At 73.6% G+C, this 25737-nt stretch carries 19 protein-coding genes; 4 read left to right on the top strand and 15 right to left on the bottom strand.

The features are described from left to right. Nucleotides 1-37: 37 nt before the first annotated feature. The 8 genes from ACFZP7_RS21375 to ACFZP7_RS21340 form a co-directional block, all read right to left on the bottom strand. Nucleotides 38-1651, bottom strand: coding sequence for a succinic semialdehyde dehydrogenase (locus ACFZP7_RS21375; RefSeq protein ID WP_062130233.1), 1614 nt, complete (start codon nucleotides 1649-1651; stop codon nucleotides 38-40). 135 nt (nucleotides 1652-1786) lie between these two features. Next, nucleotides 1787-2617 carry a serine/threonine-protein kinase gene (locus ACFZP7_RS21370; RefSeq protein WP_385635247.1) on the bottom strand — a complete coding sequence of 277 codons (831 nt, stop codon included), beginning with the start codon at nucleotides 2615-2617 and terminating at the stop codon, nucleotides 1787-1789. Further along, nucleotides 2617-4362, bottom strand: coding sequence for a serine/threonine-protein kinase (locus ACFZP7_RS21365; protein ID WP_385635245.1), 1746 nt, complete (start codon nucleotides 4360-4362; stop codon nucleotides 2617-2619). The genes ACFZP7_RS21370 and ACFZP7_RS21365 overlap by 1 nt, the downstream gene beginning before the upstream one ends. An 82-nt stretch (nucleotides 4363-4444) precedes the next feature. After that, nucleotides 4445-5647, bottom strand: coding sequence for a serine/threonine-protein kinase (locus ACFZP7_RS21360; RefSeq protein WP_385638497.1), 1203 nt, complete (start codon nucleotides 5645-5647; stop codon nucleotides 4445-4447). Between the two features lie 120 nt (nucleotides 5648-5767). Further along, a complete protein-coding gene (locus ACFZP7_RS21355) occupies nucleotides 5768-7468 on the bottom strand; it encodes a protein kinase domain-containing protein (protein ID WP_385638495.1) in 1701 nt (566 codons plus the stop codon). A gap of 156 nt (nucleotides 7469-7624) precedes the next feature. Next, nucleotides 7625-10252, bottom strand: coding sequence for a protein kinase (locus ACFZP7_RS21350; protein WP_385635243.1), 2628 nt, complete (start codon nucleotides 10250-10252; stop codon nucleotides 7625-7627). Nucleotides 10253-10404: 152 nt separating this feature from the next. Continuing rightward, nucleotides 10405-12456, bottom strand: a complete 2052-nt coding sequence (locus ACFZP7_RS21345) for a protein kinase domain-containing protein (protein ID WP_385635241.1) — start codon at nucleotides 12454-12456, stop codon at nucleotides 10405-10407. A 159-nt stretch (nucleotides 12457-12615) separates the two neighbouring features. Further along, nucleotides 12616-14322, bottom strand: a complete 1707-nt coding sequence (locus ACFZP7_RS21340; protein WP_385635239.1) for a glycerol-3-phosphate dehydrogenase/oxidase — start codon at nucleotides 14320-14322, stop codon at nucleotides 12616-12618. Nucleotides 14323-14625: 303 nt separating this feature from the next. On the opposite strand from ACFZP7_RS21340, the gene ACFZP7_RS21335 reads away from it, so the two are divergent. Then, nucleotides 14626-15834: a nucleotide sugar dehydrogenase gene (locus ACFZP7_RS21335; protein WP_030970335.1), complete on the top strand. Its 1209-nt coding sequence runs from the start codon at nucleotides 14626-14628 to the stop codon at nucleotides 15832-15834. 114 nt (nucleotides 15835-15948) lie between these two features. On the opposite strand, the gene ACFZP7_RS21330 is transcribed toward ACFZP7_RS21335, so the two are convergent. The 4 genes from ACFZP7_RS21330 to ACFZP7_RS21315 all read right to left on the bottom strand — a co-directional run bounded on the left by ACFZP7_RS21330 (nucleotide 15949) and on the right by ACFZP7_RS21315 (nucleotide 20325). Continuing rightward, entirely contained in the window at nucleotides 15949-17073 is a 1125-nt protein-coding gene (locus tag ACFZP7_RS21330; RefSeq protein WP_031018174.1) for a GuaB3 family IMP dehydrogenase-related protein, read from the bottom strand. Between the two features lie 116 nt (nucleotides 17074-17189). Further along, on the bottom strand, nucleotides 17190-18695 hold the full coding sequence (guaB, locus tag ACFZP7_RS21325) for an IMP dehydrogenase (protein ID WP_019329586.1): 1506 nt from the start codon (nucleotides 18693-18695) through the stop codon (nucleotides 17190-17192). Between the two features lie 151 nt (nucleotides 18696-18846). Next, nucleotides 18847-19434, bottom strand: a complete 588-nt coding sequence (locus tag ACFZP7_RS21320) for a sigma-70 family RNA polymerase sigma factor (RefSeq protein ID WP_019329587.1) — start codon at nucleotides 19432-19434, stop codon at nucleotides 18847-18849. A gap of 279 nt (nucleotides 19435-19713) precedes the next feature. Next, nucleotides 19714-20325, bottom strand: coding sequence for a response regulator transcription factor (locus ACFZP7_RS21315; RefSeq protein WP_003948568.1), 612 nt, complete (start codon nucleotides 20323-20325; stop codon nucleotides 19714-19716). A 390-nt stretch (nucleotides 20326-20715) separates the two neighbouring features. On the opposite strand from ACFZP7_RS21315, the gene ACFZP7_RS21310 reads away from it, so the two are divergent. Further along, the gene (locus tag ACFZP7_RS21310) at nucleotides 20716-21054 is read left to right on the top strand and encodes a WhiB family transcriptional regulator (protein ID WP_029394253.1); all 339 of its coding nucleotides are present in this window, start codon (nucleotides 20716-20718) and stop codon (nucleotides 21052-21054) included. 44 nt (nucleotides 21055-21098) lie between these two features. Here ACFZP7_RS21310 and ACFZP7_RS21305 read toward each other — a convergent pair whose 3' ends face one another. Further along, complete coding sequence (locus tag ACFZP7_RS21305; protein ID WP_029394254.1) at nucleotides 21099-22013, bottom strand: LysR family transcriptional regulator; 915 nt, start codon at nucleotides 22011-22013, stop codon at nucleotides 21099-21101. A gap of 81 nt (nucleotides 22014-22094) precedes the next feature. Between ACFZP7_RS21305 and ACFZP7_RS21300 the strand changes: the two genes are divergently transcribed. Further along, nucleotides 22095-22763: an MOSC domain-containing protein gene (locus tag ACFZP7_RS21300; protein ID WP_385635237.1), complete on the top strand. Its 669-nt coding sequence runs from the start codon at nucleotides 22095-22097 to the stop codon at nucleotides 22761-22763. Nucleotides 22764-22861: 98 nt separating this feature from the next. Further along, nucleotides 22862-23635 (top strand): SDR family oxidoreductase, encoded by a 774-nt coding sequence (locus tag ACFZP7_RS21295; RefSeq protein WP_029394256.1) that lies wholly within the window; start codon nucleotides 22862-22864, stop codon nucleotides 23633-23635. Nucleotides 23636-23647: 12 nt separating this feature from the next. Here the strand turns inward: ACFZP7_RS21295 and ACFZP7_RS21290 are convergent, their stop codons facing one another. After that, nucleotides 23648-23890: a cold-shock protein gene (locus tag ACFZP7_RS21290; protein WP_019329592.1), complete on the bottom strand. Its 243-nt coding sequence runs from the start codon at nucleotides 23888-23890 to the stop codon at nucleotides 23648-23650. A gap of 165 nt (nucleotides 23891-24055) precedes the next feature. After that, nucleotides 24056-25681, bottom strand: a complete 1626-nt coding sequence (gene groL / locus ACFZP7_RS21285) for a chaperonin GroEL (protein ID WP_385635235.1) — start codon at nucleotides 25679-25681, stop codon at nucleotides 24056-24058. Nucleotides 25682-25737: the final 56 nt, after the last annotated feature.

Here is a 25737-nt window from a genome sequence, read left to right as displayed (position 1 = left end):
CGGGTGACGGCTGCGGCCGGCGGCCGCTCGGGGCTGCCTAGCGGAGCCGGAACGCCTTCATCAGGCGCAGGCTCCGGCTCATGAACGCCGCGTACTTCTCGTCGTCCATGCCGAGCGACGGCGCCATCGGCAGCAGCCGCTGGTGGGCGACGGTCTGGGCCTCGGTGTACTTGAGGATGCCCTCGGAGCCGTGCCGGCGGCCGAGGCCGGAGTCCTTCATGCCGCCCATCGGCGACTGGACGCTGCCGTAGGCGGGCGCGTAGCCCTCGTTGATGTTGACGGTGCCGGTGCGCAGCCGGGCGGCGACCTCGCGGCCGCGCCGGGCGTCCTTCGTCCAGACCGAGGAGTTCAGGCCGTACGGAGTGGAGTTGGCCTGCTCGACCGCCTCGTCCTCGGTCTTGAAGCGGTAGACGGAGACGACCGGACCGAAGGTCTCCTCGGCGCAGACGGTCATGGGCTCCGTGACACCGTCGAGGATGGTGGGCTCGTAGAAGTACGGGCCGATGTCCGGGCGGGCGACCCCGCCGGCGATCAGCTTCGCGCCCCGCTCGACGGCGTCGGCGACATGCGCCTTGACCGTCTCCAACTGCCGCTCCCCCACCAGCGAACCCATGTCGGCGCCGTAGGCCAGGGAGGTACCGAGCCGCATCGCCTTGGTGCGGGCGGCGAAGCGCTCCAGGAAGGCGTCGGCGACCGACTCGTGGACGTAGAGCCGCTCGATGGAGATGCAGAGCTGGCCGGCCGAGGAGAAGCAGGCGCGTACGGCACCCGCCGCGGCCTTCTCGATGTCGGCGTCCTCCAGCACCAGCATGGCGTTCTTGCCGCCGAGTTCGAGGGAGACGCCGACCAGGCGGGCGGCGGCGCCCTGGGCGACCTCGCGGCCGGTGCGGGTCGAGCCGGTGAAGGAGACGTAGTCCGCGTGCTTGACGACCTCGGGGCCGACGACCGGGCCCTCGCCGAGGACGACCTGGAAGACCTCGGCGGGCAGGCCGGCCTCGATGAGCAGGTCACGGGCCCACAGGGCGGTCAGGCAGGTCTCGGTGTCGGGCTTCATGACCACCGCGTTGCCCGCGACGAAGGCGGGGAGCGCGTCGCCGACGGACAGCTCCAGCGGGTAGTTCCACGGGGCGATCTGGCCGACGACGCCGCGCGGGTGGCGCAGCTCGGTGACCTTGGTGAGGGTCGGTACGGCGCCGGTGTGCCGCTTGGCGCGCAGGTAGGCGGGGGCCTTGCGGCCGTAGTGCCGGGCGGCCACCGCGACGGCCTGGACCTCCTCGTGGGCGTGCAGGCGGGCCTTGCCGGTCTCCAGCTGGATGAGGTCGAGCACCTCGGCCTGGCGTTCCAGGACCAGGTCGTGGAAGCGGAGCAGGACGGCGGCGCGCTGCCGAACCGGGGTGCGCGCCCAGACCGCCTGGGCGGCGCGGGCCCGGTCGAAGGCGCCGGCCACGTCCTCGGGCGTCGACTCGGGCAGGTCGGCCAGCTTCTCGCCGGTGAACGGCGTGTGGTTGGCGGTGCGGCCGGACCCGGCCACGCCCTTGGTGAGCTGGGCGACCAGCTCGGGTGTGACCACGTCCGCAGCGGTGCGGGCGCCCGCAGGGCTGGGGGCGAGGGGGTTCGTGCCGGTGATTTCCGGGGCCTGCGCATCCGTCATGAGCCGCAGGGTATGACGCCGCGCGGGCTTTGTGTACCCGTCGGTAATCGGGATTCACCGAGTGCTCACATGACGCCAGTGATCGCTGGCAACAAACCCGCTGATCAGGGCCTTACGTGGAAGGGCCGCACCTGATCACCTGATCACCCCTTTTCGCGGCGGAGCGGTACCGAGGTCGCCGGCCACCGCCGCCAGCCCCCGCGCGACCTCCTCGGCGATCTCGTCGGCGTCCGGCCGGCGGCCGGTGCCCGGCCGCCGCGCGGGGTCCTGGTCCAGCAGCCGCTCGATCAGCGGGCCGAGCGGGCCGGCCGCCGACCGGTCCACGACGGCGGCGTCCAGCAGGACGCCCAGGGACCACAGGTCGGCGGCGGGCCCGGGGCCGGGCAGGGGCTCCGCGCCCGGTTCCGGGCTCCGTCCGTCGGCCGGCGCGCGCCGGCGCGGCGGTCTCGCGTCGCGGCTCCCGGGGACGTGGGCCGTGCCGAAGCCGGTGAGCACGACGCGCCCGTGCGGGCCGAGCAGGACGCTGTCGGGGCGCAGCCCGCGGTGCACGATGCCGACCGCGTGCGCGGCACGCAGCGCGCCCAGGACCGCGAGTCCGATGCGGGCGGCCTCGGGCGCCGCGACCGGTCCGCGCCGCATCACCTCGCGCAGGGACTCGCCGCCGACCCATTCCATGACGATCCAGGGCAGTCCGTCGTCGGCCCCGGCCTCCTCCACGACCACGTCCTGGATGCGGACGGCGGCCGGGTGGTCGACGTGGGCGGCGGCACGGGCCTCCCGGCACAGCCGGTGGGCGGCCCTGCGGAAGGCGTCCTCGCCGGGCTCGCCGGGCGGTCTCGGCCGCTTGACGGCGACCTCGCGGCCGGCGGCCTCGTCGACCGCCCGCCAGACGCGGCCCGATCCGCCGGTGGCGACGCGCTCGACGAGGCGGTACCGCTGCCCGACCAGCCGGTCCTGATCTCCCATCAGGCTTTCCCGACCTCCCAGTTGGCGATCACCGTCCGGGCGATCTCGCGTCCCTCGTCGGCGAAGTAGCCCTTGCGGGGGTAGTCGATCCACAGCCGGTACAGGTCGCCGTTGGCGGCCCGGTAGTAGACGATGTGGAACTCGCGCTCACGCGGCTTCTGCGTGTCCGTGGTCGTGTACGCGATGACGTTCTCGGCGGCCTTCTCGCCCCGGTACTCGGTCTCCTTCGGCTCGCCCACGGGCGCCGGCTTGTCGGCGAAGCCCCAGGAGTACTCCCCGTCCTTGAGCGTGTCCCAGTCCGCCCAGGCACCGGCGATCGCGGTGCCCGGCATGTCCCCGTCCTCGTCCTCGGCCTTGATGTCGCGGTCGACGTGGACGGTCACGGCACCGCTCGGGTCGGCGAACGTCTCGTTGGTGCCGTCCCAGTCGGCGGGGTGCTCCTTCTCCTTCACGAACGAGGCCGGCAGGCCGACGCTCACGCCCGCCTTCGCGCTCAGCTCGTGGGTCTTCCACCCCTCGGGCAGCGGCCCCGCGAAGGGGTCCGCGATCACCAGGTACGCCGCCGCGGCCGCCGCGACGACCGCCGCGCCCAGGGTGATCCACGCGTTGCGGCCCAGCCGCACGGACCACGTGGACGGGGCACCGGACGACCCGGCCGGCCCGTCCGCGACGCCGGCCGGGACCAGCCGGGTGGGCTCCGGCGCGGGCGGCTCGGCGGCGGCGGCCAGCAGGGCACGCGTCCGCGCGGCGTCCGGGCGGCGCGCCGGGTCCTTCTCCAGCAGGCCCGTGATGACCTTGGCCAGCGGTCCCTGCGCGGAGGCGGGCGGCGCGGGCGCGGCGTTGAGCACGGACTGGAGCGTGGCGGGCGTGTTGCTGCGGCGGAACGGCGAGACGCCCTCCGTCGCCGCGTAGAGCACCACGCCCAGCGACCACAGGTCGCTCGCCGGGCCGGGTCGCCGGCCCAGCACCCGCTCCGGGGCGATGTACTCGGGCGAGCCGACGAAGCCGCCGGTGTCGGTCAGGTTGGTCTCGCCCTCGATCTGGGCGATGCCGAAGTCGGTGAGCACGACCCGGTCGTGCCGTCCGAGCAGCACGTTGTCCGGTTTCACGTCCCGGTGCAGGATGCCGGCCGCGTGCGCGGCCTCCAGGGCGCCGAGCACCTCCAGGCCGATGCGGGCCGCCTCGCGCGCGCCCAGCGTGCCCTCCTGCAAGGCGTCGCCCAGCGAGCGCCCGCGGACCAGTTCCATCACGATCCAGGGCTGGTCGTCGACCACCGCCACGTCGTACACGTCGACCACGGCGGGGTGGTCGAGCCGGGCCGCGGCGCGGGCCTCGCGGCGCATCCGCTCGAACGCGTTGGCCCGTTCACGTTCGGGAAGGTGGTCGGGTACGCGGGGCTCCTTGACGGCCACCTCGCGGTCCACGGTCTCGTCGTGCGCCCGCCACACCGTGCCCATGCCGCCGTGCCCGAGCTTGGCGATCAGCCGGTAGCGTCCGGCGATGAGACGCCCGGCGCCCGGGTCCTGCGCCTCCCGTCCGCGGGACGGCGGCGAGGACTGCGGCTGCTCCTGCGTCGGTGCCGGTGGCGCCGCCCGGTCCACCTGTGCCGCCTGCGGCGGTACGACCTGGGTGGGCGTCGCGTAGGGATTTCCGGCCAGGGGCGCGGCGGCGGGCGGGTTCGGCGGTTGCAGGCTGAAACTCGTGGTCTCGTCCGACCCGTTGTGCGATCCCCCGTTGCTGCTCATGGGTTCATGCATATCGCGCGGGGCGCGTCCGCATCCACCACCGGTGCCCGGCAGTCACAGACCCGTGACGCTCCGCCGCCGCTTATCTCCCGTTTGCGGGTGTTGGCGCGGCTCCGGAGGAGGAGGGCGGGGACACGGACGACGGCGCGGTCGGTGACGCCGGCTCGGTCGCGGTCGCCGTCGCCGTCGCGGTCGCGGTCCCCGTCGCCGTCGCCGTCGCGGTCCCCGTCGCCGTCGCCGTCGCCGTCGCCGTCGCGGTCCCCGTCGCCGTCGCCGTCGCGGTCGCCGACCTCGGCGGCGTACCGCCGCCGTCCCCGCCGTCCTCGTCGGAGAGCAGCGCCGCCGCCGTGACGCCCGCGCCCGCCGCAGCGGCGATCAGCAGCACCGCGGCGAGCACGGCCCGGGCCGCGCGCCGGGGTTCGGCCGCTCCGGGCGGCGCGGGCGCCCGGCCCGTGGCGAGGAAGGCGCGCAGCATCCGCTCGGCCTCCGCCGCGTCCAGGCGCCGCCGCGGGTCGCGTTCCAGCAGTCCCTGGACGACCGGGAGGAGCGGCCCGGCCTCGGCCGGCGGGCGGATCTCCTCGGTGACCACGGCGTGCAGCACGCCGCCCAGCGAGTCCCGGTGGAAGGGGGAGGTCCCGGTGAGCACCGCGCACAGCAGCACACCCACCGACCACAGATCGGACTCCGGTCCGGTCCCGGCGCCCGACATCCGCTCCGGGGCGGTGTACTCGGGGGAGCCGACGAAGGAGCCGGTCTCGGTGAGGGTGGTGGCACCGGCGACCTGGGCGACGCCGAAGTCGGTGAGCACGACCCGGCCGTCGTCGGACACCAGGACGTTGGACGGTTTCACGTCCCGGTGCAGGATGCCGGCCGCGTGCGCGGTGCGCAGGGCGTCGAGCAGGGCGATGCCGATACGGGCGGCCTCGGCGGCGTCGAGCGGGCCTCCGCCGAGCACCCGGTCGGCGAGCGAACCGCCGTCGACCAGTTCCATGACCATGTACGCCCGTTCGTCGTCCTCGACGACGTCGTGCACGACGATGACGTGCGGATGGCTGAGCTGGGCGACGGCCCGCGCCTCGCGCAGGGTGCGCTCCCGGCGCCGCCGGGCCTCGGCCGCGGAGAGCGACTCGTCCAGCGGGAGCGCCTTCACGGCCACCTCGCGGCCGAGCAGTTGGTCGGTGGCCCGCCACACGATGCCCATGCCGCCGCGGCCGAGCCGCTCGTGGAGCCGGTAACGGCCCGCGATGACACGCCCGCCCGCCCCCTCGGTCACCATGCGTTCCATCATGCCCCAACGGACGCAGCGGCTCCGGGGTGCCGTGACCCGGGTGGCCGACAACCGACGGGCGTCCGAACGCCGTTGCGACGGCTTTCGGCCACCGCCGCGTCCGTCACCCGGCGCGGGTCAGGCGGTCTTCTCCTGCCAGCTCTGCAGCACCGTGCGGAACCGCTCCCGGGTGGTCTCCCAGTCGCCGGCGGGCCCCGACATGTTGAGGGCGTACTCGACGCCGTCGTGGGACATGTACGTCTGCGACACGGCGCGGCGCGGTCCGGGGAATTCGGTGTCCTTCGCCAGCGCGGTCCAGGTGTACTCCCAGCGGGCGCTGTCGCGGTCGCGGTAGTCGGCGCGCTCCAGGACGACGCGCCGGTAGTCGACCAGCCGCTGGAGCTGCACCTCCAGGTCCAGCTGGTGGGCGTACGGGTCGTTGTAGTCGGGCGCGGTGTCGACGGATATGCGCAGGAGGTGTTCGCCGCCGTCGGGCGTGTAGTCGACCTGTCTCAGGTCGCCGCCGGCGTCGCCGAATTCCGTGCGCTGCCAGTCCTCGGGCAGGGACAGGCCGAAACCCAGCGGGTCGTCGTGTCGGACCCAGCCGTCCGGAACGGAGCCGCCGGTCCCCTCGCCGGCCGTCCCGGAGGCGGAGGCGGAGGGTGAGCGGCTGACGTCCGGGCCGGCCGACGTGTCCTCACCGTTCCGCTGCTGCAGCATCACGGCGGTGCCCGCGCCGATCAGCGCGGCGACGGCGACGACCAGGGCGAAGGTGCGCAGGCGGCGACGGGGCCGGTGCGCGGCGGCGCCCGCCGGCGGGTGTCCCGACGCGGGGCCGCCCGGCGCGGCGGGCGGCCCGGCGTACCCCGTCGGCGCCGGTGCGACCGCCGTCGGGCCGGTGGTCGTCCGGTAGGGCGTCGCGGTGGTCCCGCCCGCCGGCCCGGCGGTCCCCGGCATGGCCGTGGCGGCCTGCGCCGAGGGGCCCGAGTGCCGCGTCGGCACGTACGCCTGTGCCTCCCTGGGCCGACGGCCCTCCGCCGCCTCGGCGAGCATCTGCTCGGCCTCGGTGGGGTCGGGACGCGCGGCCGGGTCCTTGCGCAGCAGGGCGTCGATGACGGGTCCGAGCGCACCGGCGTGCCGGGGCTCGGTCGCCTCCTCCTCGACGACCGCCTGCATGGTGGTCAGCGGTGAGGTGCGGCGGAACGGCGACCTGCCCTCCACCGCCGTGTACAGGGTCGCGCCCAGCGCCCACAGGTCGGAGGCGGGGCCGGGGTCGTGGCCGCGGACGCGTTCGGGGGCCAGGTAGTCGACGGAGCCGACGACCTCGCCGGTCCGTGTGATGGTGGAGTCGCCCTCGATCTGGGCGATCCCGAAGTCGGTGAGCAGGACGCGTCCGTCGTCGGCGAGCAGCACGTTGCCGGGCTTGACGTCGCGGTGCAGGACCCCGGCGGTGTGCGCGGCGCGCAGGGCCCGCAGCACCCACAGCCCTATGCGGGCCGCCTCACGGGGATCGACCCGCTCCTCCTCCTTGACCGCGTCGGCCAGGGAGCGCCCCTCGACCAGCTCCATCACGATCCAGGGCCGGCCGTCGTGTTCCAGCACGTCGTGCACGGTGACGACGGCCGAGTGGTTGATCCGCGCCGCCGCGCGTGCCTCGCCCCGGGTGCGCGCCAGCAGTATCGCCTGGTCGCTCTCGGAGACGTAGAGCGCGGCGGTCAGCTCCTTGATGGCGACGACCCGGTGCAGCACCTCGTCGTGGGCGCGCCACACCCGGCCCATGCCACCGCTGCCGATGGCCTCGCCCAGCCGGTAACGGCCCGCGACGAGCCGGCCCTGCATCTGATTCACGTTGCCCCGCAATGTTCTGGTCAAAGGTCAGACTAGGGACCGGGCACCGCGCGGGGAACGGCTGGGGTGGCATGGAGACAGCTCTGTGACGGTTGTCGCTTCCCGGGACGTCGCTCAACCCCCGCCGGAGGGGCGGGCGCTGAGCGGTCAGCCGGTGTACTGGTAGGTGGACGCGGCCTGTTCGAAGAGCCGGGTCACCTCGTCCCGCTCCGCCGCCGGGCCGCGGACCTGGACCACGTGGTAGCGCCCGTCGATCAGTGTCGCGAGGTTGCGCACGTACAGCTCGCCGTCGGCCCCGGTCCAGGTGAACTGGCCCTCGGCCATGGTCCGTCCGCCGACCTCGATGGACTTCAGGCCGCTGGAGGTGGCCCAGCTGGAGGCCCGGTACGACGCCAGCTCGGGCTCGGTGTCGCGCTGGTAGACCATCGGGTCGTCACCGAACTCGGCCGCACGGTCCCGGCCCGGCACGACGATCAGCTCCAAGTCGCCCTTGCTGTAGACGACCTGCCCGCTGCCGTTGCGGGGCGCGCGGTCCCAGCCCTCGGCGACGGCGACGCGGAACCCCTCGTCGTCCTTGCGCAGGGTGAAGCCGTCGGCGACGGCGGGGTCGTTGCTCTGCGTCTCGGTGGAGCCGGCCGCCGTCTCCGAGGGGCCGGGGTCATCCGTCGGGGCCGTCCGCTCCGGACGGGGGTCGCCGCCGCCGTCCGGGGACCGCTCGGGCGGCGCCTGGCTCGCCTCGCCCGCGGCACCGGTGCGGTCGCCGGCGCCGGTGTCGCCGCTGTCGCTCCTCGGCATGAAGAACATGGCGTACGCGATCGCCGCGGCCAGGGCCAGCAGTATCAGCAGGAGCAGATTGCGGCCGAGGCTGCGGGGTGAACGGGCCGTCTCCCGCCGGTCCCGCTTGTGCCGTCCGTGGTGGGCGGGCAGTGCGGCGCGCCGCCTGCGCACCAGCTCGCCCCGGCGGCGCACGATGGGCAGCCGGCCGGTCTCGGCGGGCGGGGCGGAGACGACGTGCAGGCCGGCCTCCGGCTCCGGCGCCGACCTGACGAGGGAGCGCAGCCAGCCGCTGAGTTCCTCGAAGTCGATGCGCTCGGTGGGGTCCTGACGCAGCAGCGACTCCACGACCGGCCGCAGCGGCCCGCACTCCTCGGCGAACGCCGGTGGCTCCGCGCACACGATCTGCACCAGCTCGGCGGTGGACTCCTCCGGGTAGGGCGCGTGGCCCTGTACGGCGCGGAAGAGCAGGGCGCCCAGGGCCCACAGGTCGGTGGCGGGGCCGATGGGCGCGGCCAGCTGCCAGTTCTCGTGCACCGGTCCGGCCTGTTCCGGCGCCCAGCGTTCGGTCACCGGGCCGACCACGGCCATCCGCGTCTGCCGCGCCCGTTCGGCGGCGAGCGCGGTCGCCGGGCCGCGCGGTGCGGGGCTGCCGGCGGCCGGGGCGTCCCAGTGGCCGGTGGCCGCGGGCGGTGTCTCCCGGCGGGGGGCGGGGGGCAGGGAACGGTCCGCCGCCGGGGCCGGTGCGGCCTGGGCGCCGGCGGGGCGGGGGCCGGTGGGGCGGGGGTCGGCGCCGTGCCAGGAGGCCGTGCGCACACCGTAGGGGTCGGCGATCTGCCCCGGTGGCGCGGCGGACGGCGCGCCCGGCCCGTCCGCTCCGGCGGGCCGGGGGACGGCGGGGGGCGGTGCGTCACCGGCGTACGGCGAGCGCCGGTCGGCTTCGGCGCCGGGAGCGGCTTCCGGGCCGGTGCCCGCGCCGAGGGCGTGGGGGGAGCGGCCGGGGCCGTCGTCGGGCGCCTGGCGGGAGCCCGGCAGCGCCGTGCGCCCGTGCTGTGCCTCCTGGACGCGGGCCGCGGCCCGGGCACCGGCCCGGTAGGCGGCGATGGCGCCGGCGCGCGCGGCGCGGACGTCACCGGCGGTCTCCGGCGGCGCGGGGGTGAGCCCGGGAGGGCCGCCGGGCCCCTGCGGGAGGGGGAGCCCGCCCACGTCCCGGGCCTCGATCGCGGCCCGTCGGGCGGCCTCGGGATCGGTGGTGCCGGGACCGATGAGCCCGGGCCGCGCGCTCTCCGCTGCGGAGTCCGCGCCGCCCACGCCCCGGCCGAAGGTCCCGTCAGGAGCGACCGCTGCGGTCTGGTCCTCCCCGCCCTCCGGGGCCGGCACCGGGTCGTAGCCGCACAGCGCCTCCTCCGCCGCCCCGACCGCGAGGCCGGTCAGCATCACCCGTCCGTCGTCGCAGACCAGCACCGTGCGCGCGGTGATGTTGCGGTGCACCCAGCCGTAGGAGTGCAGGACCCGCAGCGCCAGCAGGATGTCGGAGGCCACCTCGGCCGCCCGGTACGGAGTCAGCGGCTGCTCGGCGAGCAGGGCGGCCAGGGGCCTGGCGGCCACCAGTTCGCTGACGATCCACAGCGAACCGCCCTCGGCGAACACGTCGAAGACCTGGTCGAGGCGCGGATGGTCGGGCACGGCGGCCGCGGCCTGCGCCGCCTCCACGGCACGGCGCACCACCGGGTCGGCGGGCCTGCGGGGACCCCCGCGGGCCGCCGCCGAACGGCCGCCGGGGGGACGGAAGCCGCCGTCACGGGCCGTGAAGCCGTCGGGCAGGCCGTCCGCGTCGAGCACCTCGGCCTCGACGACCTCCGGCAACGGAACCTGCCTGACCAGGACTTCCTGACCGCTGTAGGTGTCGAAGGCCCGGGTCTCGGTGAGTTCGTACTCGTCGGACGGCGGCAGCGGCAGGCGGTAGCGGTCGGCGAGCACCCGTCCCGCATAGTCGTCCACGTCGCCACCCCCGGCAGCCCGTCGGTCAATTCCGTTCGCCCGGCGGGCCGTTCCGGCTGCGTACGGTCCGCAAGCACTCACGATACGTGCCGGAGGCAACCCACAAAGAGGGGATGCCAGATATCGGACCGCTCAAACCCGGCCCGCCCGGTTCAGGACTTGGGCTCGAAGGTCCGCGTCAGCGTCTGCCAGGTGTCCCGGCGCAGGTCGCTGCCCCAGTCCTCGGCCTTGGCGGTGTACATCAGCGCGTAGCCCTGGTGGTCGTCGACGACGAACCCCCGGTCCACGGTGCGGTACTTCGTGCCGCCGTCGCTGTAGGTGAACTCCCAGTCGGCCGCGTTCCAGCCCCGGTAGCCCACCTTCTCTATGCGGATCTTCTCGTACTGGGAGCGGACCATGTACCGCTCCTGGTTCTTCCAGTCGGCGACCGGGTCGTCCTTGGGCGTGGACGTCCAGGCGACGAGCAGCTTCTGCCCGTCCGGGCCGGTGAAGCGGTCCCCCGCCGAGGTCTTGGCCTGGTACTTCCAGCCCTCGGGCAGCCCGATGGAGTAGCCCTGCCCGCCCCGGTGGGTGCTCGCCGCGCCCTCGTCGCCGCCCTTCCCGGCGTCGCCCTGCCCGGCACCGTCCGACCCGGTGTCGCCGGACGCGCTCGCGTCCGAGCCCGGTGCGCCGGCCGACGCCCCGTCCGTGGCCTCGCCGGAGGCGGAGCCGTCGGTGCGGGCCCCGCCCTCGTCGTCCTGCTTGGTGTCCCCACTCGCGGTGGCGGAGGCGACGGCCTTGTCGCCGCTGCCGCCCCCGGCGCCGTTCTCGTCGTCACCGCCGAGGGTGAGGGCGAGTACGGTGCCGAGCACGGCCAGCGCCACGATCACCGCGATGACGACCAGCGTCCGGCGCGGCACCACGTCGGTGAGCGGTGCCCGGGGCGCGGGACGGGGCGGCAGGTCCGGCGGCGGCACGACGGGCCAGCCGGAGCTGCGGGTGCCCGCGGGGGTGTGCGCCGCGCCGGCGGCGGACCCCGCCCCCGGGCGCGCTGCGTGGGCCGCGCCCGGCCCACCGGCCGGCGCCGAGGTGGTGGCGCCCGTCCCGGCGGACCGCGACGCGGCGGCCGGACCGGCGGCGCCCGACGCGGCCCGGCCGGTGCCGCCCTGCTTGGTCCGGGACGCGGCCGCGGCACCGGCCGCGCCCGCCCCGACGGCGGCCTTGCGCACGGAACGCAGCGCTCCGCGCAGCCGCTCCCCGGCCTCCTCGCCGCGCCTGCCCCCGGCGCCCTGCGCGCCCCGGCGGGACCCCTCGTCCGGCTGGGCGGGCAGCGGCACCACCTTGGTGGCGTCGGCCGGCTCGTCCGCCGGGTCCGGGGCGTGGATGACCTTGTTGAGCAGCGCGCGGGCGCCCGCGTCGTCGAGCCGCTGGGCGGGGTCCTTGTTGAGCAGGCCGTAGATGACGTCCCGCAGCGGACCGGCGTTCTTCGGCTCCTCCAGGCTCTCCGTCATCACCGCGGTGAGCGTGGCGATGGCGGAGCCCTTGTCGTAGGGCGGGGTGCCCTCGACCGCCGCGTACAGCAGCCCGCCGAGCGACCACAGGTCGGCGGCCGGGCCGGGCTTGTGGCCGCGGGCGCGCTCCGGGGAGATGTAGGAGGGGGCGCCGACGAGCATGCCGGTGGAGGTGATCGACGGATCGCCCTCGACCTGGGCGATGCCGAAGTCGGTGAGCACGACGCGGCCGTCTTCCGCGATCAGCACGTTGGACGGCTTCACGTCGCGGTGCAGGATGCCCTCGCGGTGCGCCGAGCGCAGCACGTCGAGGATGGCGAGCCCCACCTCGGCGGCGCGCTTCGGCTCCAGCAGGCCGTCCTCACGGATGGCCTCGGCGAGCGACTTGCCCTCGACGAGTTCCATCACGATCCACGGGCGGTCGTCCTCCTCGACGACGTCGTAGACCGTGACGGCGCTGTTGTTGCGGATGCGCGCGATCGCCTTGGCCTCGCGCAGCGTGCGCGTGATCAGGCGCCGCTTCTCCTCCTCGTCGATGTTCCCCGGGAACCGCAGCTCCTTGACGGCGACCGTGCGTCCGAGGGTCTCGTCCTCCGCGCGCCACACCGTCCCCATGCCGCCGCGGCCGAGCACGTCTCCCAGCCGGTACCGCCCGGCGAGGAGACGTGCGCTCTTGTCCGTACGGGATGTCCCCGCCCGCTCCGCCTCCGACATGCGTCCCCTCATGCAACCCGCCCTGACAGAGCCTTCATTGTCCCTCACCCGACAAGTGCTCGACGCCCAGGGTGCCTCTCGGGGCGGCGCGGCTCGGGGGCGGGCGGCCGTGGGGCGGCGGGGCGGGCTGACCTCCTGTCACACCCGCCTCCGCGGCCTCTACCTCGGCACGATGTCGGGGGCGCCCAGCCGGGCCGCGTCGGCCGTCAGGTCGTCGGGCTGGCGCTGCGACTCCCGCTCGGCCTCGACCCGCTTCTCGTAGTGCTGGACCTCCCGTTCGATCTGGTCCTTGTCCCAGCCGAGCACCGGCGCCATCAGCTCGGCGGCCTCGCGCGCGCTGCGGGTGCCCCGGTCGAAGGTCTCGATGGAGATGCGGGTGCGCCGGGTCAGTACGTCGTCCAGGTGGCGGGCGCCCTCGTGCGAGGCGGCGTAGACGATCTCGGCGCGCAGGTAGTCGTCGGCCGCGTCCAGGGGTTCGCCGAGGGAGGGGTCGTCGGCGATCAGCTCCAGCACCTCCTGGGCCATGGCGCCGTACCGGTTCAGCAGGTGCTCCACGCGTACGACGTGCAGGCCGGTGCGCGCGGCGACCCGCGCCCGCGCGTTCCACAGCGCCCGGTAGCCCTCGGCGCCGAGCAGCGGGGTGTCCTCGGTGACGCAGTCGGCGACCCGCAGGTCGAGGCCGTGCACCGCCTCGTCCACGGCGTCCTTGGCCATCACCCGGTACGTCGTGTACTTGCCGCCCGCGACGACCACCAGGCCGGGCACCGGGTGCGCGACGGTGTGCTCGCGCGAGAGCTTGCTGGTGGCGTCGGACTCGCCGGCCAGCAGCGGGCGCAGCCCGGCGTAGACGCCCTCGACGTCGTCGCGCGTGAGCGGTACGTGGAGCACGGAGTTGACGTGCTCCAGGAGGTAGTCGATGTCCGCGCTGGAGGCGGCGGGGTGGGCCTTGTCCAGGTCCCAGTCGGTGTCGGTGGTGCCGATGATCCAGTGCCGGCCCCAGGGGATGACGAACAGCACGGACTTCTCGGTGCGCAGGATCAGTCCGGTGGTGGAGTGGATGCGGTCCTTGGGGACGACGAGGTGGATGCCCTTGGAGGCCCGGACGTGGAACTGGCCGCGTTCGCCCACCATGGACTGGGTGTCGTCGGTCCACACACCGGTCGCGTTCACGACCTGTTTGGCGCGGATCTCGTACTCGCCGCCCGCCTCGACGTCCTGCACGCGCGCTCCGACCACGCGCTCGCCCTCCCGCAGGAAGGAGGTGACCCGGGCGCGGTTGGCGACCTGGGCGCCGTACGAGGCCGCCGTGCGCACCAGCGTCGTCACGAACCGGGCGTCGTCCATCTGGGCGTCGTAGTACTGGAGCGCGCCGACCAGCGCGTCCTTCTTCAAGGCGGGGGCCACGCGCAGGGCGTGACGGCGGCTCAGGTGGCGGTGCATCGGCAGGCCGCGGCCGTGCCCGCGGGCCATCGACATCGCGTCGTAGAGGGCGACGCCCGAGCCGGCGTAGAGCCGCTCCCATCCCTTGTGCTGCAAGGGGTACAGGAAGGGCACGGGCTTCACGAGGTGCGGTGCGAGCCGCTCCAGCAGCAGCCCGCGCTCCTTCAGCGCCTCCCGGACCAGGGCGAAGTCGAGCATCTCCAGATAGCGCAGGCCGCCGTGGATCAGCTTGCTGGACCGGCTGGACGTGCCCGAGGCCCAGTCCCGCGCCTCGACCAGGCCGGTGGACAGGCCGCGCGTCACCGCGTCGAGGGCGGTGCCCGCGCCGACCACGCCGGCGCCCACCACCAGAACGTCCAGCTCGCGCTCGGCCATGGCCGCGAGCGACTCGGCGCGCTGCGCCGGCCCCAGGGTCGCTGTCCTCACTGCTGCCTCCCGCTGTCGGTCGCGTCGGCCGCGTCCGTCGGGTCCGCAGACCCGGCGGGCGAAGCCCGGTTCCTGGTACCCACCATGCCCAGATTCTGTCCGGCTCGCCCGACATCGGCCGTCGCGCGGGCCCAGCCTGTGGACAACCTCCCCGCGGGTCCCCGTCGACACTCACCGAAACCAGGCCGACCAATCCCGCAAATCGGTCATATTTACTCCTAGTCTGACGTTGTGCTCGCCCATCCTGTCCACCGGGCTTGCGCACCTGTCCCGCTTCGGCTACTGGGAAGGACGGCCCACGCCATGCCCGCAGATCTCGCCGTCATCGGACTCGGCCCGTACGGCCTGCCCCTGGCCCAGGCCGCCGTCGCCGCAGGCATCCCCACCCTCGGCTACCGCACCGGGCCCGAGGCCGACCCGCTCACGCCCGCCGAGGTGCGGCGGATGCTCGCGACGGGCTTCCGCACCCCCACCGGCCCGGCCGAGCTGGGCCGGGTCCGCACCGCCGTCATCTGCGCGCCCACCCCGCCCTCCCCGGACGGCGGCCTGGACCTCACCCAGGTGGAGGCCGCCGCCCGCACCCTCGCCGCCCACATGCGCCCGCACACCACGGTCATCCTGGAGTCGCCGGTGCGGCCGGGGACGACGGAGGACTTCCTGCGCCCGCTGCTGGAGCAGGGCTCCGGACTGCGCGCCGGCCGCGACTTCCACCTCGCCTACTCCCCCAGCCGCGTCGACCCCGGCAACCGCGACCACACCCCGGCCAACACGCCCAAGGTCATCGGCGGCCTCACCCCCGCCTGCACCGAGTCGGCCGCCACCTTCTACGGCCGCCTCACCGACAAGGTGGTCCGGGCCCGCGGCCCCCGCGAGGCGGAGACGGTCCAGCTCCTGGAGACCAACTTCCGGCACGTCAACATCGCCCTCGTCAACGAGATGGCCGTGCTCTGCAACGACCTCGGCGTCGACCTGTGGGACGTGCTGCGCTGCGCGGAGACCAAGCCCTTCGGCTTCCAGGCGTTCCGCCCCGGCCCCGGCGTCGGCGGCCACTCCGTCCCCCAGGACCTGACCGGCCGGGCCCCGCACAGCCTGCGCATGGTGGAGCTGGCCCAGCAGGTCAACGCGCAGATGCCCCGGTACGTCGTCCAGCGCGCCGCCGCCCTCCTCAACGAGCACGGCAAGTCGGCGCGCGCCGCCCGGATCCTCCTCCTCGGCGTCACCTACAAGGCCGACCTCGCCGACCAGCAGGCCGCCCCGGCCGAGGAGATCGCGACCCGCCTGATGTCGATGGGCGCCGCCGTCAGCTACCACGACCCGCACATCCCGTCCTGGAACGTCGCCGGCCGGCCCGTCCCCCGCGCCGACTCCCTCTACGAGGCCGCCGCCGACGCCGACCTCACGATCCTCCTCCAGCAGCACCGGACGTACGACCTCCAGGGCCTGTCGGTCAAGGCCCAGCTGCTCCTGGACACGCGGGGAGCGACGCCGACGGGGGCGGCGCACCGGCTCTGACCGGCGCCCGGACACGCCGAGGACCGAGGGCCCGGGACACGCCGAGGGGCCCGGACACACGCGAAGGGGCCCGGAGCGATGCGCTCCGGGCCCCTCGGTACTGCCTACGGGTGATTACCGGCGGTGCTGCGAGTCCGCGACCGTCACCTCGACGCGCTGGAACTCCTTCAGCTCGCTGTAGCCGGTCGTGGCCATCGCGCGGCGCAGGGCGCCGAAGAAGTTCATCGAGCCGTCGGGGGTGTGGGACGGGCCGGTGAGGATCTCCTCGATGGTGCCGACCGTGCCGAGGTCGACCTTCTTGCCGCGGGGCAGCTCCTCGTTGACGGCCTCCATGCCCCAGTGGTTGCCCTTGCCGGGCGCGTCCGTGGCGCGGGCCAGCGGGGAGCCCATCATGACCGAGTCGGCGCCGCAGGCGATGGCCTTGGGCAGGTCGCCGGACCAGCCCACGCCGCCGTCGGCGATGACGTGCACGTACCGGCCGCCGGACTCGTCCATGTAGTCGCGGCGGGCGGCGGCCACGTCGGCGACCGCCGTCGCCATGGGGACCTGGATGCCCAGCACATTGCGCGTGGTGTGCGCGGCGCCGCCGCCGAAGCCGACGAGGACGCCCGCCGCGCCGGTGCGCATCAGGTGCAGGGCGGCGGTGTAGGTGGCGCAGCCGCCGACGATCACCGGGACGTCCAGCTCGTAGATGAACTGCTTCAGGTTCAGCGGCTCGTGCGAGCCGGAGACGTGCTCCGCCGAGACCGTGGTGCCGCGGATGACGAAGATGTCCACGCCCGCGTCCACGACGGCCTTGGAGAACTGGGCGGTGCGCTGCGGGGAGAGCGCGGCGGCGGTGACCACGCCCGAGTCGCGCACCTCCTTGATGCGCTGCCCGATCAGCTCCTCCTTGATGGGAGCCGCGTAGATCTCCTGGAGGCGGCGGGTCGCGGTGTCCGCGTCGAGCCCGACGATCTCGTCGAGCAGCGGCTGCGGGTCCTCGTGCCGGGTCCAGAGCCCTTCCAGGTTCAGGACGCCCAGGCCGCCCAGCTCGCCGATGCGGATGGCGGTGGCCGGGGAGACGACCGAGTCCATGGGAGCGGCCAGGAACGGCAGCTCGAAGCGGTAGGCGTCGATCTGCCAGGCGATCGAGACCTCCTTCGGGTCCCGCGTACGGCGGCTGGGGACGACGGCGATGTCGTCGAAGGCGTACGCCCGGCGGCCGCGCTTGCCGCGCCCGATCTCGATCTCAGTCACGTCTGTGGCCTTTCCCTGATGCGTTGCAGCGCCTTCCAGTATCCCCGACGGGCACGGCGGGGCACCGCAGAGGGCGGCCCCGGATGGTCCGGGACCGCCCTCGGAAGGCGTGGTGACTACTTGCGGCTGTAGTTCGGCGCCTCGACCGTCATCTGGATGTCGTGCGGGTGGCTCTCCTTGAGGCCGGCGGAGGTGATCCGCACGAACCGGCCGTTCTCCTGGAGCTGGGGCACGGTACGGCCGCCGACGTAGAACATCGACTGGCGCAGGCCGCCGACCAGCTGGTGGACGACCGAGGAGAGCGGGCCGCGGTAGGGCACCTGGCCCTCGATGCCCTCGGGGACCAGCTGCTCGTCGGAGGCGACGCCCTCCTGGAAGTAGCGGTCCTTGGAGAACGACTTGCGGTCGCCGCGGGTCTGCATGGCGCCCAGCGAGCCCATGCCGCGGTACGACTTGAACTGCTTGCCGTTGATGAACATCAGCTCGCCCGGCGACTCCTCGCAGCCCGCGAGCAGCGAGCCCAGCATCACCGTGTCGGCGCCGGCGACCAGGGCCTTGGCGATGTCGCCGGAGTACTGGAGGCCGCCGTCGCCGATGACCGGGATGCCGGCCTCCTTGGCGGCGAGCGACGCCTCGTAGATCGCGGTGACCTGCGGGACGCCGATGCCGGCGACGACGCGGGTGGTGCAGATGGAGCCGGGGCCGACGCCGACCTTGATGCCGTCCACGCCGGCGTCGATGAGGGCCTGGGCGCCGTCGCGGGTGGCGATGTTGCCGCCGATGACGTCGACGCCGGAGGAGTTGGACTTGATCTTGGCGACCATGTCGCCGACCAGCCGGGAGTGGCCGTGCGCGGTGTCGACGACGATGAAGTCGACGCCCGCCTCGATCAGCGCCTGGGCGCGCTCGAAGGCGTCACCGGCGACCCCGACCGCGGCGCCGACCAGCAGCCGGCCCTCGCCGTCCTTGGCGGCGTTGGGGTACTTCTCGGCCTTGACGAAGTCCTTGACCGTGATCAGGCCCTTGAGGACGCCGTCGTCGTCGACCAGCGGCAGCTTCTCGATCTTGTGGCGGCGCAGCAGCTCGATGGCGTCCGCCCCGGAGATGCCGACCTTGCCGGTGACCAGCGGCATCGGCGTCATGACCTCGCGCACCTGCCGGGAGCGGTCGGTCTCGAAGGCCATGTCGCGGTTGGTGACGATGCCGAGCAGCTTCTTGTTGCCGTCGGTGACCGGAACGCCGCTGATGCGGAACTTGGCGCACAGCGCGTCGGCCTCGCCGAGGGTGGCGTCCGGGTGGATGGTGATGGGGTCGGCCACCATGCCCGACTCGGAGCGCTTGACCAGGTCGACCTGGTTGGCCTGGTCCTCGATGGACAGGTTGCGGTGGAGGACGCCGACGCCGCCCTGGCGGGCCATCGCGATCGCCATGCGCGACTCGGTGACCTTGTCCATGGCGGCGGACAGCAGCGGGATGTTCACCCGCACGTTCTTGGAGACGTACGAGGCGGTGTCGATCTCGTCGGGTGCCATGTCCGACGGGCCCGGCAGCAGCAGCACGTCGTCGTAGGTCAGCCCGAGCGTCGCGAATTTCTCGGGCACTCCGTCGACGTTGGCAGTCATGACACCTTCCCCAAATGGCCTTGATCGGTGCGGATGTCCATGCTAACGGGAACTGGGGGTGGCTCATTCCACGATCAAGGACCCGTTCGCCCTTCGTAGCTTCGTACGATCCCCGGTGCCGGCCCGGGACAGCGCCCGCCCGCCCCGGCGGCTACTGCTCGGCCAGCGCCCGCAGCCGGCTCAGGGCCCGGTGCTGGGCGACCCGGACGGCTCCGGGTGACATTCCCAACATCTGCCCCGTCTCCTCGGCCGTGAGCCCCACCGCGATGCGGAGCAGGAGCAGCTCGCGCTGGTTCTCCGGCAGGTTGGCCAGCAGTTTCTTGGCCCAGGCGGCGTCGCTGTTGAGCAGCGCGCGCTCCTCCGGGCCGAGGGAGTCGTCGGGGCGCTCGGGCATCTCGTCGGACGGGACGGCCGTCGAGCCGGGGTGCCGCATCGCGGCGCGCTGGAGGTCGGCGACCTTGTGGGCGGCGATGGCGAAGACGAACGCCTCGAAGGGGCGGCCGGTGTCCTTGTAGCGGGGCAGCGCGAGCAGCACCGCGACGCAGACCTCCTGGGCGAGGTCCTCGACGAAGTGCCTCGCGTCGCCGGGCAGGCGGGACAGCCGCGTGCGGCAGTAGCGCAGCGCCAGGGGGTGGACATGGGCGAGCAGGTCGTGCGTGGCCTGCTCGTCCCCGTCGACGGCGCGGTGTACGAGCCCGCCGACCGTCCCTTGGTCAGGGGCCGCCTCGTCGTCACGCATCGGTCCATGGTGCCTTGCGGCCGCCCGATCCGTGGCTCCGTGCCCGTTGTTGTGCACCGAAGCGTTATGAGCAGGTGCGCCGGAACTCATCCCCTGCGCCCTCCCCTTCCGCTCGACCGACTCGTCCCCGAGGAACTCCACACCTCAAGGATGCGTCATCCGCGCCGAAACGAGCAGCGGGCATCCGGCGGGTCGGCTTGTCACCCCCGCCCACCTCGCGATAAGCGGGGATCACCGCGTCCCCGGCGGGTCCTTCCGGACTCCCTCGCACGGGGTGTCCTAGCGGACCAGGCCCCACCGGAAGCCGAGCGCCACCGCGTGTGCCCGGTCCGAGGCGCCGAGCTTCTTGAAGAGCCGCCGGGCGTGGGTCTTGACGGTGTCCTCGGAGAGGAACAGCTCGCGGCCGATCTCCGCGTTGGAGCGGCCGTGGCTCATGCCCTCCAGCACCTGGATCTCCCGCGCGGTGAGGGTGGGCGCGGCGCCCATCTCGGCCGAGCGCAGCCGGCGCGGGGCGAGCCGCCAGGTCGGGTCGGCGAGGGCCTGGGTGACCGTGGCGCGCAGCTCGGCGCGCGAGGCGTCCTTGTGCAGGTAGCCGCGGGCACCGGCGGCGACCGCGAGGGCCACGCCGTCCAGGTCCTCGGCGACGGTGAGCATGATGATGCGCGCGCCGGGGTCGGCGGACAGCAGCCGCCGGACGGTCTCGACGCCGCCCAGACCGGGCATGCGCACGTCCATCAGGATGAGGTCCGAGCGGTCGGCACCCCAGCGGCGGAGGACTTCCTCGCCGTTGGCGGCCGTCGTCACGCGCTCGACGCCGGGCACGGTCGCGACCGCGCGGCGGAGCGCCTCTCGGGCAAGCGGGGAGTCGTCGCAGACGAGGACGGAAGTCATGGCCGTCCTCCGCAGCTGATGCGCGTCACGTTGAGCCTCCAGGCTGGTACGAAATCGTCACCTGTGCGGTCGACCGTCCCGGACGCCCGCCCGAGCACTTGTTCCTTCAACCGCCTCCGCACTCTCAACGACGGTCACTCGAAAGAGTTACGGGGCTGTGTGTCGTCTTCGGCACTCTACGTGAGGGGACGGCCACGCAGCAGACATGCGCCCCGGACCCGCCCCGTTTCATCACATCGCATGCCCCATTCAGCCGCTTTTCTTCCGCTTCGCTGGTGTCTGCGGCTAGATTCGCAATGAGTCATATTTTCATCTCCTTAGATCGTAGTTGTACGGTCGTGGACGCTGAATCCCCGGCATCTACCCATATCGGCTACAAGGGGTCACGCAATGGCAGATTTCTCCCGCCTTCCAGGACCGAACGCGGACCTGTGGGACTGGCAGCTCCTGGCTGCGTGCCGCGGGGTGGACAGCTCGCTCTTCTTCCATCCGGAGGGCGAGCGCGGTGCGGCGCGGAGTGCCCGCGAGAACTCGGCCAAGGAGGTCTGCATGAGGTGCCCGGTCCGCGCGGAGTGCGCGGCGCACGCCCTGGCGGTACGCGAGCCGTACGGCGTGTGGGGCGGACTGACGGAGGACGAGCGCGAGGAGCTCATGGGACGGGCCCGCAACCGCCTGGTGGCGGCGACGGCATCGGCGTCGGCCGGCGGGGAGGCGGCCGCACCTCACTGAAGGAACGTTTCTCTAGGGCACGGGCGCGGAGGTGCGCCCCGCCCTCAACGCGACGCCGGCTGGCGCGCCCCCGCCCGGGCCAGCTCGTCGAGCGTCGCCCTCACGGCCGGCACCTGCGCCAGGTCGGGCAGGGTGAGCGCGACGATCTCGCGCCGCACCGCCGGCTCCAGGGCCACCGTGCGCACGCCCCGGGGCCGTACGGACTCGACGGCGAGCTGGGGCAGCACGGCCACGCCCAGGCCGGCCCCGACCAGGCCGACGACCGCCGGGTAGTCGTCGGTGGCGAAGTCGATACGGGGGGTGAAGCCGGCGCCCTCGCACACCTCGACCAGCTGGCCGCGACAGCGCGGGCAGCCCGCGATCCAGGACTCCCGGGCCAGCTCCCCGATGGCCACGGCCCCCTGGGTGCGGGCGAGCCGGTGCTCCTCCGGCACCAGCGCCACCAGCCGGTCGGTCAGCAGCGGCCGTACGACCAGGTCGTCCCACTCCTCCGCGCCGGCCGCCCCCTCGTAGCGGAAGGCCAGCGCCACGTCGCAGTCGCCCTCGCGCAGCAGCTCGACGGACTTGGGCGGCTCGGCCTCCTCCAGGGAGACCCGGGTGCCGGGGTGCGCGGCGCGCAGGGCGGCCAGTGCCGTCGGTACGAGGGTGGAGCTGCCGCTGGGGAAGGAGACCAGGCGGACCCGTCCGGCACGCAGCCCGGCGATGGCGGCGACCTCCTCCTCGGCTGCGGTCAGCCCCGCGATGATCCCGGCGGCGTGCCGCACCAGTGCCTCGCCGGCCTGGGTGAGCCGCATCTCGCGGCCGGTGCGCACGAGCAGGGGGGTGCCGACGGACGACTCCAGGGCCTTCATCTGCTGGCTGACGGCGGGCTGGGTGCAGCCCAGCTCGCGCCCGGCGGCGGAGAAGGAACCGGTCGATGCCACGGCGCGCAGCACGCGGAGATGACGAGCCTCGATCACACAACCGAGGATAAGCGACCCTTTGACCGGACGCCGAATATTGCGTCGACGCTTTGACGGCCTGCGTCCTACCGTTCGGGCATGAAGCTTCTCTCTGTCAATCTGGGCCGCGCCGCGGCGGTGCCGTACACGGACCACCCCGAGGGGGTCACCGGCATCGACAAGCGGCCGGTCGAAGGGGCCGTTCGGGTGACCGCTCCCGGGTCGAAGGGCACCGGGGCGAGCGGGCTGGCCGGGGACGTGGTGTGCGACACCCGCCATCACGGCGGCACCGACCAGGCGGTCTACGCGGTGGCGCGCGAGGACCTGGACGACTGGGAGCGCGAGCTGGGCCGCCCGCTGCCGAACGGCTCCTTCGGCGAGAATCTCACCACGGCGGGCGTGGACGTCTCCGGCGCCCTGATCGGCGAGCGCTGGCGCATCGGCCCCGGTCTGGTCCTGGAGGTCACCTCCGGCCGCATCCCCTGCCGTACCTTCCAGGGCCATCTGGGTGAGAAGCGGTGGGTGAAGCGGTTCACGGAGAAGGCGGCGCCGGGCGCGTACCTGCGGGTCGTCGAGCCCGGGGAGATACGGGCGGGTGACCCGGTCGAGATCGTCCACCGGCCCGGACACGGGGTGACCGTGGCCCTGCAGTTCCGGGCGGTGACCACCGAGCGGGAGCTGCTGCCCCGGCTGCTCGCGGCGGCCGACGCCCTGCATCCGGAGGCCCTGGCGACGGCCCGGAAGTACGTGGCCCGGCAGCCTTCCTGACCCCGGCTCACCGGGCCTTCCTTCACCGGCCCTTCACGATCGGCGATCACCAGGTGAGCGAAGCGGACGTGCTGGGTCCGGGCCCATAACCTTGCGCCATGACAACGGCATTGATTACGGGATCGACGGCGGGCATCGGCGCGGCGTTCGCGCGGCGGCTGGCGGCCGACGGGCACGACCTGGTGCTGGTGGCCCGGGACACCAAGCGACTGCGCGAACAGGCGACCGAGCTGCACGACCGGCACGGCATCGAGGCGGAGGTGCTGACGGCCGACCTGGCGACGGACGCCGGCATCGACGCGGTGGCCGCCCGGCTGGGCGAACGGAGGAACCCCGTCGACCTGCTGGTCAACAACGCCGGCTTCGGCAACAAGGGCCGCTTCCTCGAGGTCTCCATGGGCGACGAGCTGACCATGCTCAAGGTGCACTGCGAGGCGGTGCTGCGGCTCACCTCGGCGGCGACGGAGACGATGCGGGAGCGGGGCCGCGGCGGCGTCGTCAACGTGGCCTCGGTCGCCGCCTTCGTGCCGCGCGGCACCTACGGCGCCTCCAAGGCGTGGGTCGTGCAGTTCACGCAGGGCGTGGCGAAGGACCTGGCGGGCAGCGGCGTACGCCTGATGGCCCTGTGCCCCGGCTTCGTGCGCACGGAGTTCCACGCGCGGGCCGGCATGGGCACGGACAACATCCCCGGCTGGATGTGGCTCGACGCGGACAAGGTCGTCGCGGCGGCCCTCGCCGACCTCTCCCGAGGCAAGACCCTCTCCATCCCCGACCCCCGCTACAAGACCCTGATGGGCGCGGCGAAGCTGGTCCCCCGTGGCCTGCTGGGCGGCCTCACCTCACGAACGGGGCGCAAGTACGGTCCGCAGTAGGGGGTGCAAGGCTCAGGAGCCCTCCGGCCGGACGCACACGGCGCGCCACCGGTACCCGTCCTGTTCGGCCCGCTCGGCGGTGAACGTGACGGACCGGCCCGGGATCAGCTCACGGAAGCCGTCGGCCTCGACGACCGAGAAGTGCGCCCACACCCTCTCCTCGAGCGCCTCGGCCGCGAGCACGCCCCATCCCTCTTCGCGGTGCCACTCCAGCACGCGTCCGGTGAGTACGTCGTCGGGCGTGGTTCCGGACATCTCCTCGTCCTCTCCTCTCGCGCCGGTCGAATCGCGTCGGTCGAGCCGCGCCGGGCGACAAGCCGGGCGGGCGGACCGGGCCCCGATGTCCCGCCGAACGCACGGTGCCCGGCGCCCCCGCGGGGGCGCCGGGCACCGTCGGCTCGGCTCAGCTCAGCTCAGCGCTCAGTGGGCGTGGCCGTGGCCGTGGCCCGCGGCGGCCGGCTCTTCCTCTTCCTTCTTCTCGACGACCAGGGTCTCGGTCGTCAGGAGGAGGGAGGCGATGGAGGCCGCGTTCTCCAGGGCGGAGCGGGTGACCTTCACCGGGTCGATGACGCCGGCCTTGACCAGGTCGCCGTACTCGCCGGTGGCGGCGTTGAAGCCCTGGCCCTTGTCGAGCTCGGCGACCTTGGAGGTGATGACGTAGCCCTCCAGGCCGGCGTTCTCGGCGATCCAGCGCAGCGGCTCGACGGCGGCGCGGCGGACGACCGCGACACCGGTGGCCTCGTCGCCGGTCTTGCCGAGGTTGCCCTCGAGGACCTTGACGGCGTGGACCAGCGCGGAGCCACCACCGGAGACGATGCCCTCCTCGACCGCGGCGCGGGTCGCGGAGATGGCGTCCTCCAGACGGTGCTTGCGCTCCTTCAGCTCCACCTCGGTGGCGGCGCCGACCTTGATCACGCACACGCCGCCGGCCAGCTTGGCGAGGCGCTCCTGGAGCTTCTCGCGGTCCCAGTCGGAGTCGGTGGACTCGATCTCGGCCTTGATCTGGGCGACGCGGCCCTCGACCTCGTCGCGCTTGCCGGCACCGTCGACGATCGTGGTGTCGTCCTTGGTGACGGTGATGCGGCGGGCGGTGCCGAGCACCTCGAGGCCGACCTGGTCGAGCTTGAGGCCGACCTCCTCGGAGATGACGGTGGCGCCGGTGAGGACGGCCATGTCCTGGAGCATCGCCTTGCGGCGGTCGCCGAAGCCGGGGGCCTTCACCGCGACGGCGTTGAAGGTGCCGCGGATCTTGTTGACGACCAGGGTCGACAGGGCCTCGCCCTCGACGTCCTCGGCGATGATCAGCAGCGGCTTGGAGGAGTTGGTCTGGATGACCTTCTCCAGCAGCGGCAGCAGGTCGGCGATGGAGGAGATCTTGCCCTGGTTGATGAGGATGTACGGGTCCTCGAGGACGGCCTCCATGCGCTCCTGGTCCGTCACGAAGTACGGCGACAGGTAGCCCTTGTCGAAGGCCATGCCCTCGGTGAAGTCCAGCTCCAGACCGAAGGTGTTGGACTCCTCGACGGTGATGACACCGTCCTTGCCGACCTTGTCCATCGCCTCGGCGATCAGCTCGCCGACCTGCTGGTCCTGGGCGGACAGCGCGGCCACGGCGGCGATGTCGGACTTCTCGTCGATCGGGCGGGCGGTGGCGAGGAGGTCCTCGGACACGGCGGCGACGGCCGCGTCGATGCCCTTCTTCAGCAGCGCCGGGGAGGCACCGGCGGCGACGTTCTTCAGACCCTCGCGGACCAGCGCCTGGGCCAGGACGGTGGCGGTGGTGGTGCCGTCACCCGCGATGTCGTTGGTCTTGGTCGCCACCTCCTTCACCAGCTGGGCGCCGAGGTTCTCGTACGGGTCCTCGATCTCGACCTCGCGGGCGATCGTGACACCGTCGTTGGTGATGGTCGGGGCGCCGAACTTCTTGTCGATGACGACGTTGCGGCCCTTCGGACCGATCGTCACCTTCACCGTGTCGGCAAGCTTGTTGACGCCGCGCTCGAGGGCGCGACGGGCGTCCTCGTCGAACTTCAGGATCTTCGCCATGGGAGCGTGAGCCCTCTTCCGGAAATCTTGGGGTTATACGGCAACTGCGCCCCCGA

This window comes from Streptomyces sp. SudanB5_2050 (assembly GCF_964272335.1).
In the GTDB taxonomy this organism is placed as follows: Bacteria; Actinomycetota; Actinomycetes; order Streptomycetales; family Streptomycetaceae; genus Streptomyces; species Streptomyces rochei.
This window is presented reverse-complemented; position numbering and strand designations above follow the sequence as displayed.

Bases quoted from the DNA above. Each gene is read 5' to 3' on its own strand.
- ACFZP7_RS21295 (WP_029394256.1), top strand. From the start codon at position 22,862: ATGACAACGGCATTGATTACGGGATCGACGGCGGGCATCGGCGCGGCG.
- ACFZP7_RS21300 (WP_385635237.1), top strand. From the start codon at position 22,095: ATGAAGCTTCTCTCTGTCAATCTGGGCCGCGCCGCGGCGGTGCCGTAC.
- ACFZP7_RS21290 (WP_019329592.1), bottom strand. From the start codon at position 23,890: ATGTCCGGAACCACGCCCGACGACGTACTCACCGGACGCGTGCTGGAG.
- ACFZP7_RS21315 (WP_003948568.1), bottom strand. From the start codon at position 20,325: ATGACTTCCGTCCTCGTCTGCGACGACTCCCCGCTTGCCCGAGAGGCG.
- ACFZP7_RS21375 (WP_062130233.1), bottom strand. From the start codon at position 1,651: ATGACGGATGCGCAGGCCCCGGAAATCACCGGCACGAACCCCCTCGCC.
- ACFZP7_RS21335 (WP_030970335.1), top strand. From the start codon at position 14,626: ATGCCCGCAGATCTCGCCGTCATCGGACTCGGCCCGTACGGCCTGCCC.
- ACFZP7_RS21310 (WP_029394253.1), top strand. From the start codon at position 20,716: ATGGCAGATTTCTCCCGCCTTCCAGGACCGAACGCGGACCTGTGGGAC.
- ACFZP7_RS21360 (WP_385638497.1), bottom strand. From the start codon at position 5,647: ATGGAACGCATGGTGACCGAGGGGGCGGGCGGGCGTGTCATCGCGGGC.
- ACFZP7_RS21320 (WP_019329587.1), bottom strand. From the start codon at position 19,434: ATGCGTGACGACGAGGCGGCCCCTGACCAAGGGACGGTCGGCGGGCTC.
- ACFZP7_RS21355 (WP_385638495.1), bottom strand. From the start codon at position 7,468: ATGCAGGGCCGGCTCGTCGCGGGCCGTTACCGGCTGGGCGAGGCCATC.
- ACFZP7_RS21365 (WP_385635245.1), bottom strand. From the start codon at position 4,362: ATGAGCAGCAACGGGGGATCGCACAACGGGTCGGACGAGACCACGAGT.
- guaB (WP_019329586.1), bottom strand. From the start codon at position 18,695: ATGACTGCCAACGTCGACGGAGTGCCCGAGAAATTCGCGACGCTCGGG.
- ACFZP7_RS21345 (WP_385635241.1), bottom strand. From the start codon at position 12,456: ATGTCGGAGGCGGAGCGGGCGGGGACATCCCGTACGGACAAGAGCGCA.
- ACFZP7_RS21370 (WP_385635247.1), bottom strand. From the start codon at position 2,617: ATGGGAGATCAGGACCGGCTGGTCGGGCAGCGGTACCGCCTCGTCGAG.
- groL (WP_385635235.1), bottom strand. From the start codon at position 25,681: ATGGCGAAGATCCTGAAGTTCGACGAGGACGCCCGTCGCGCCCTCGAG.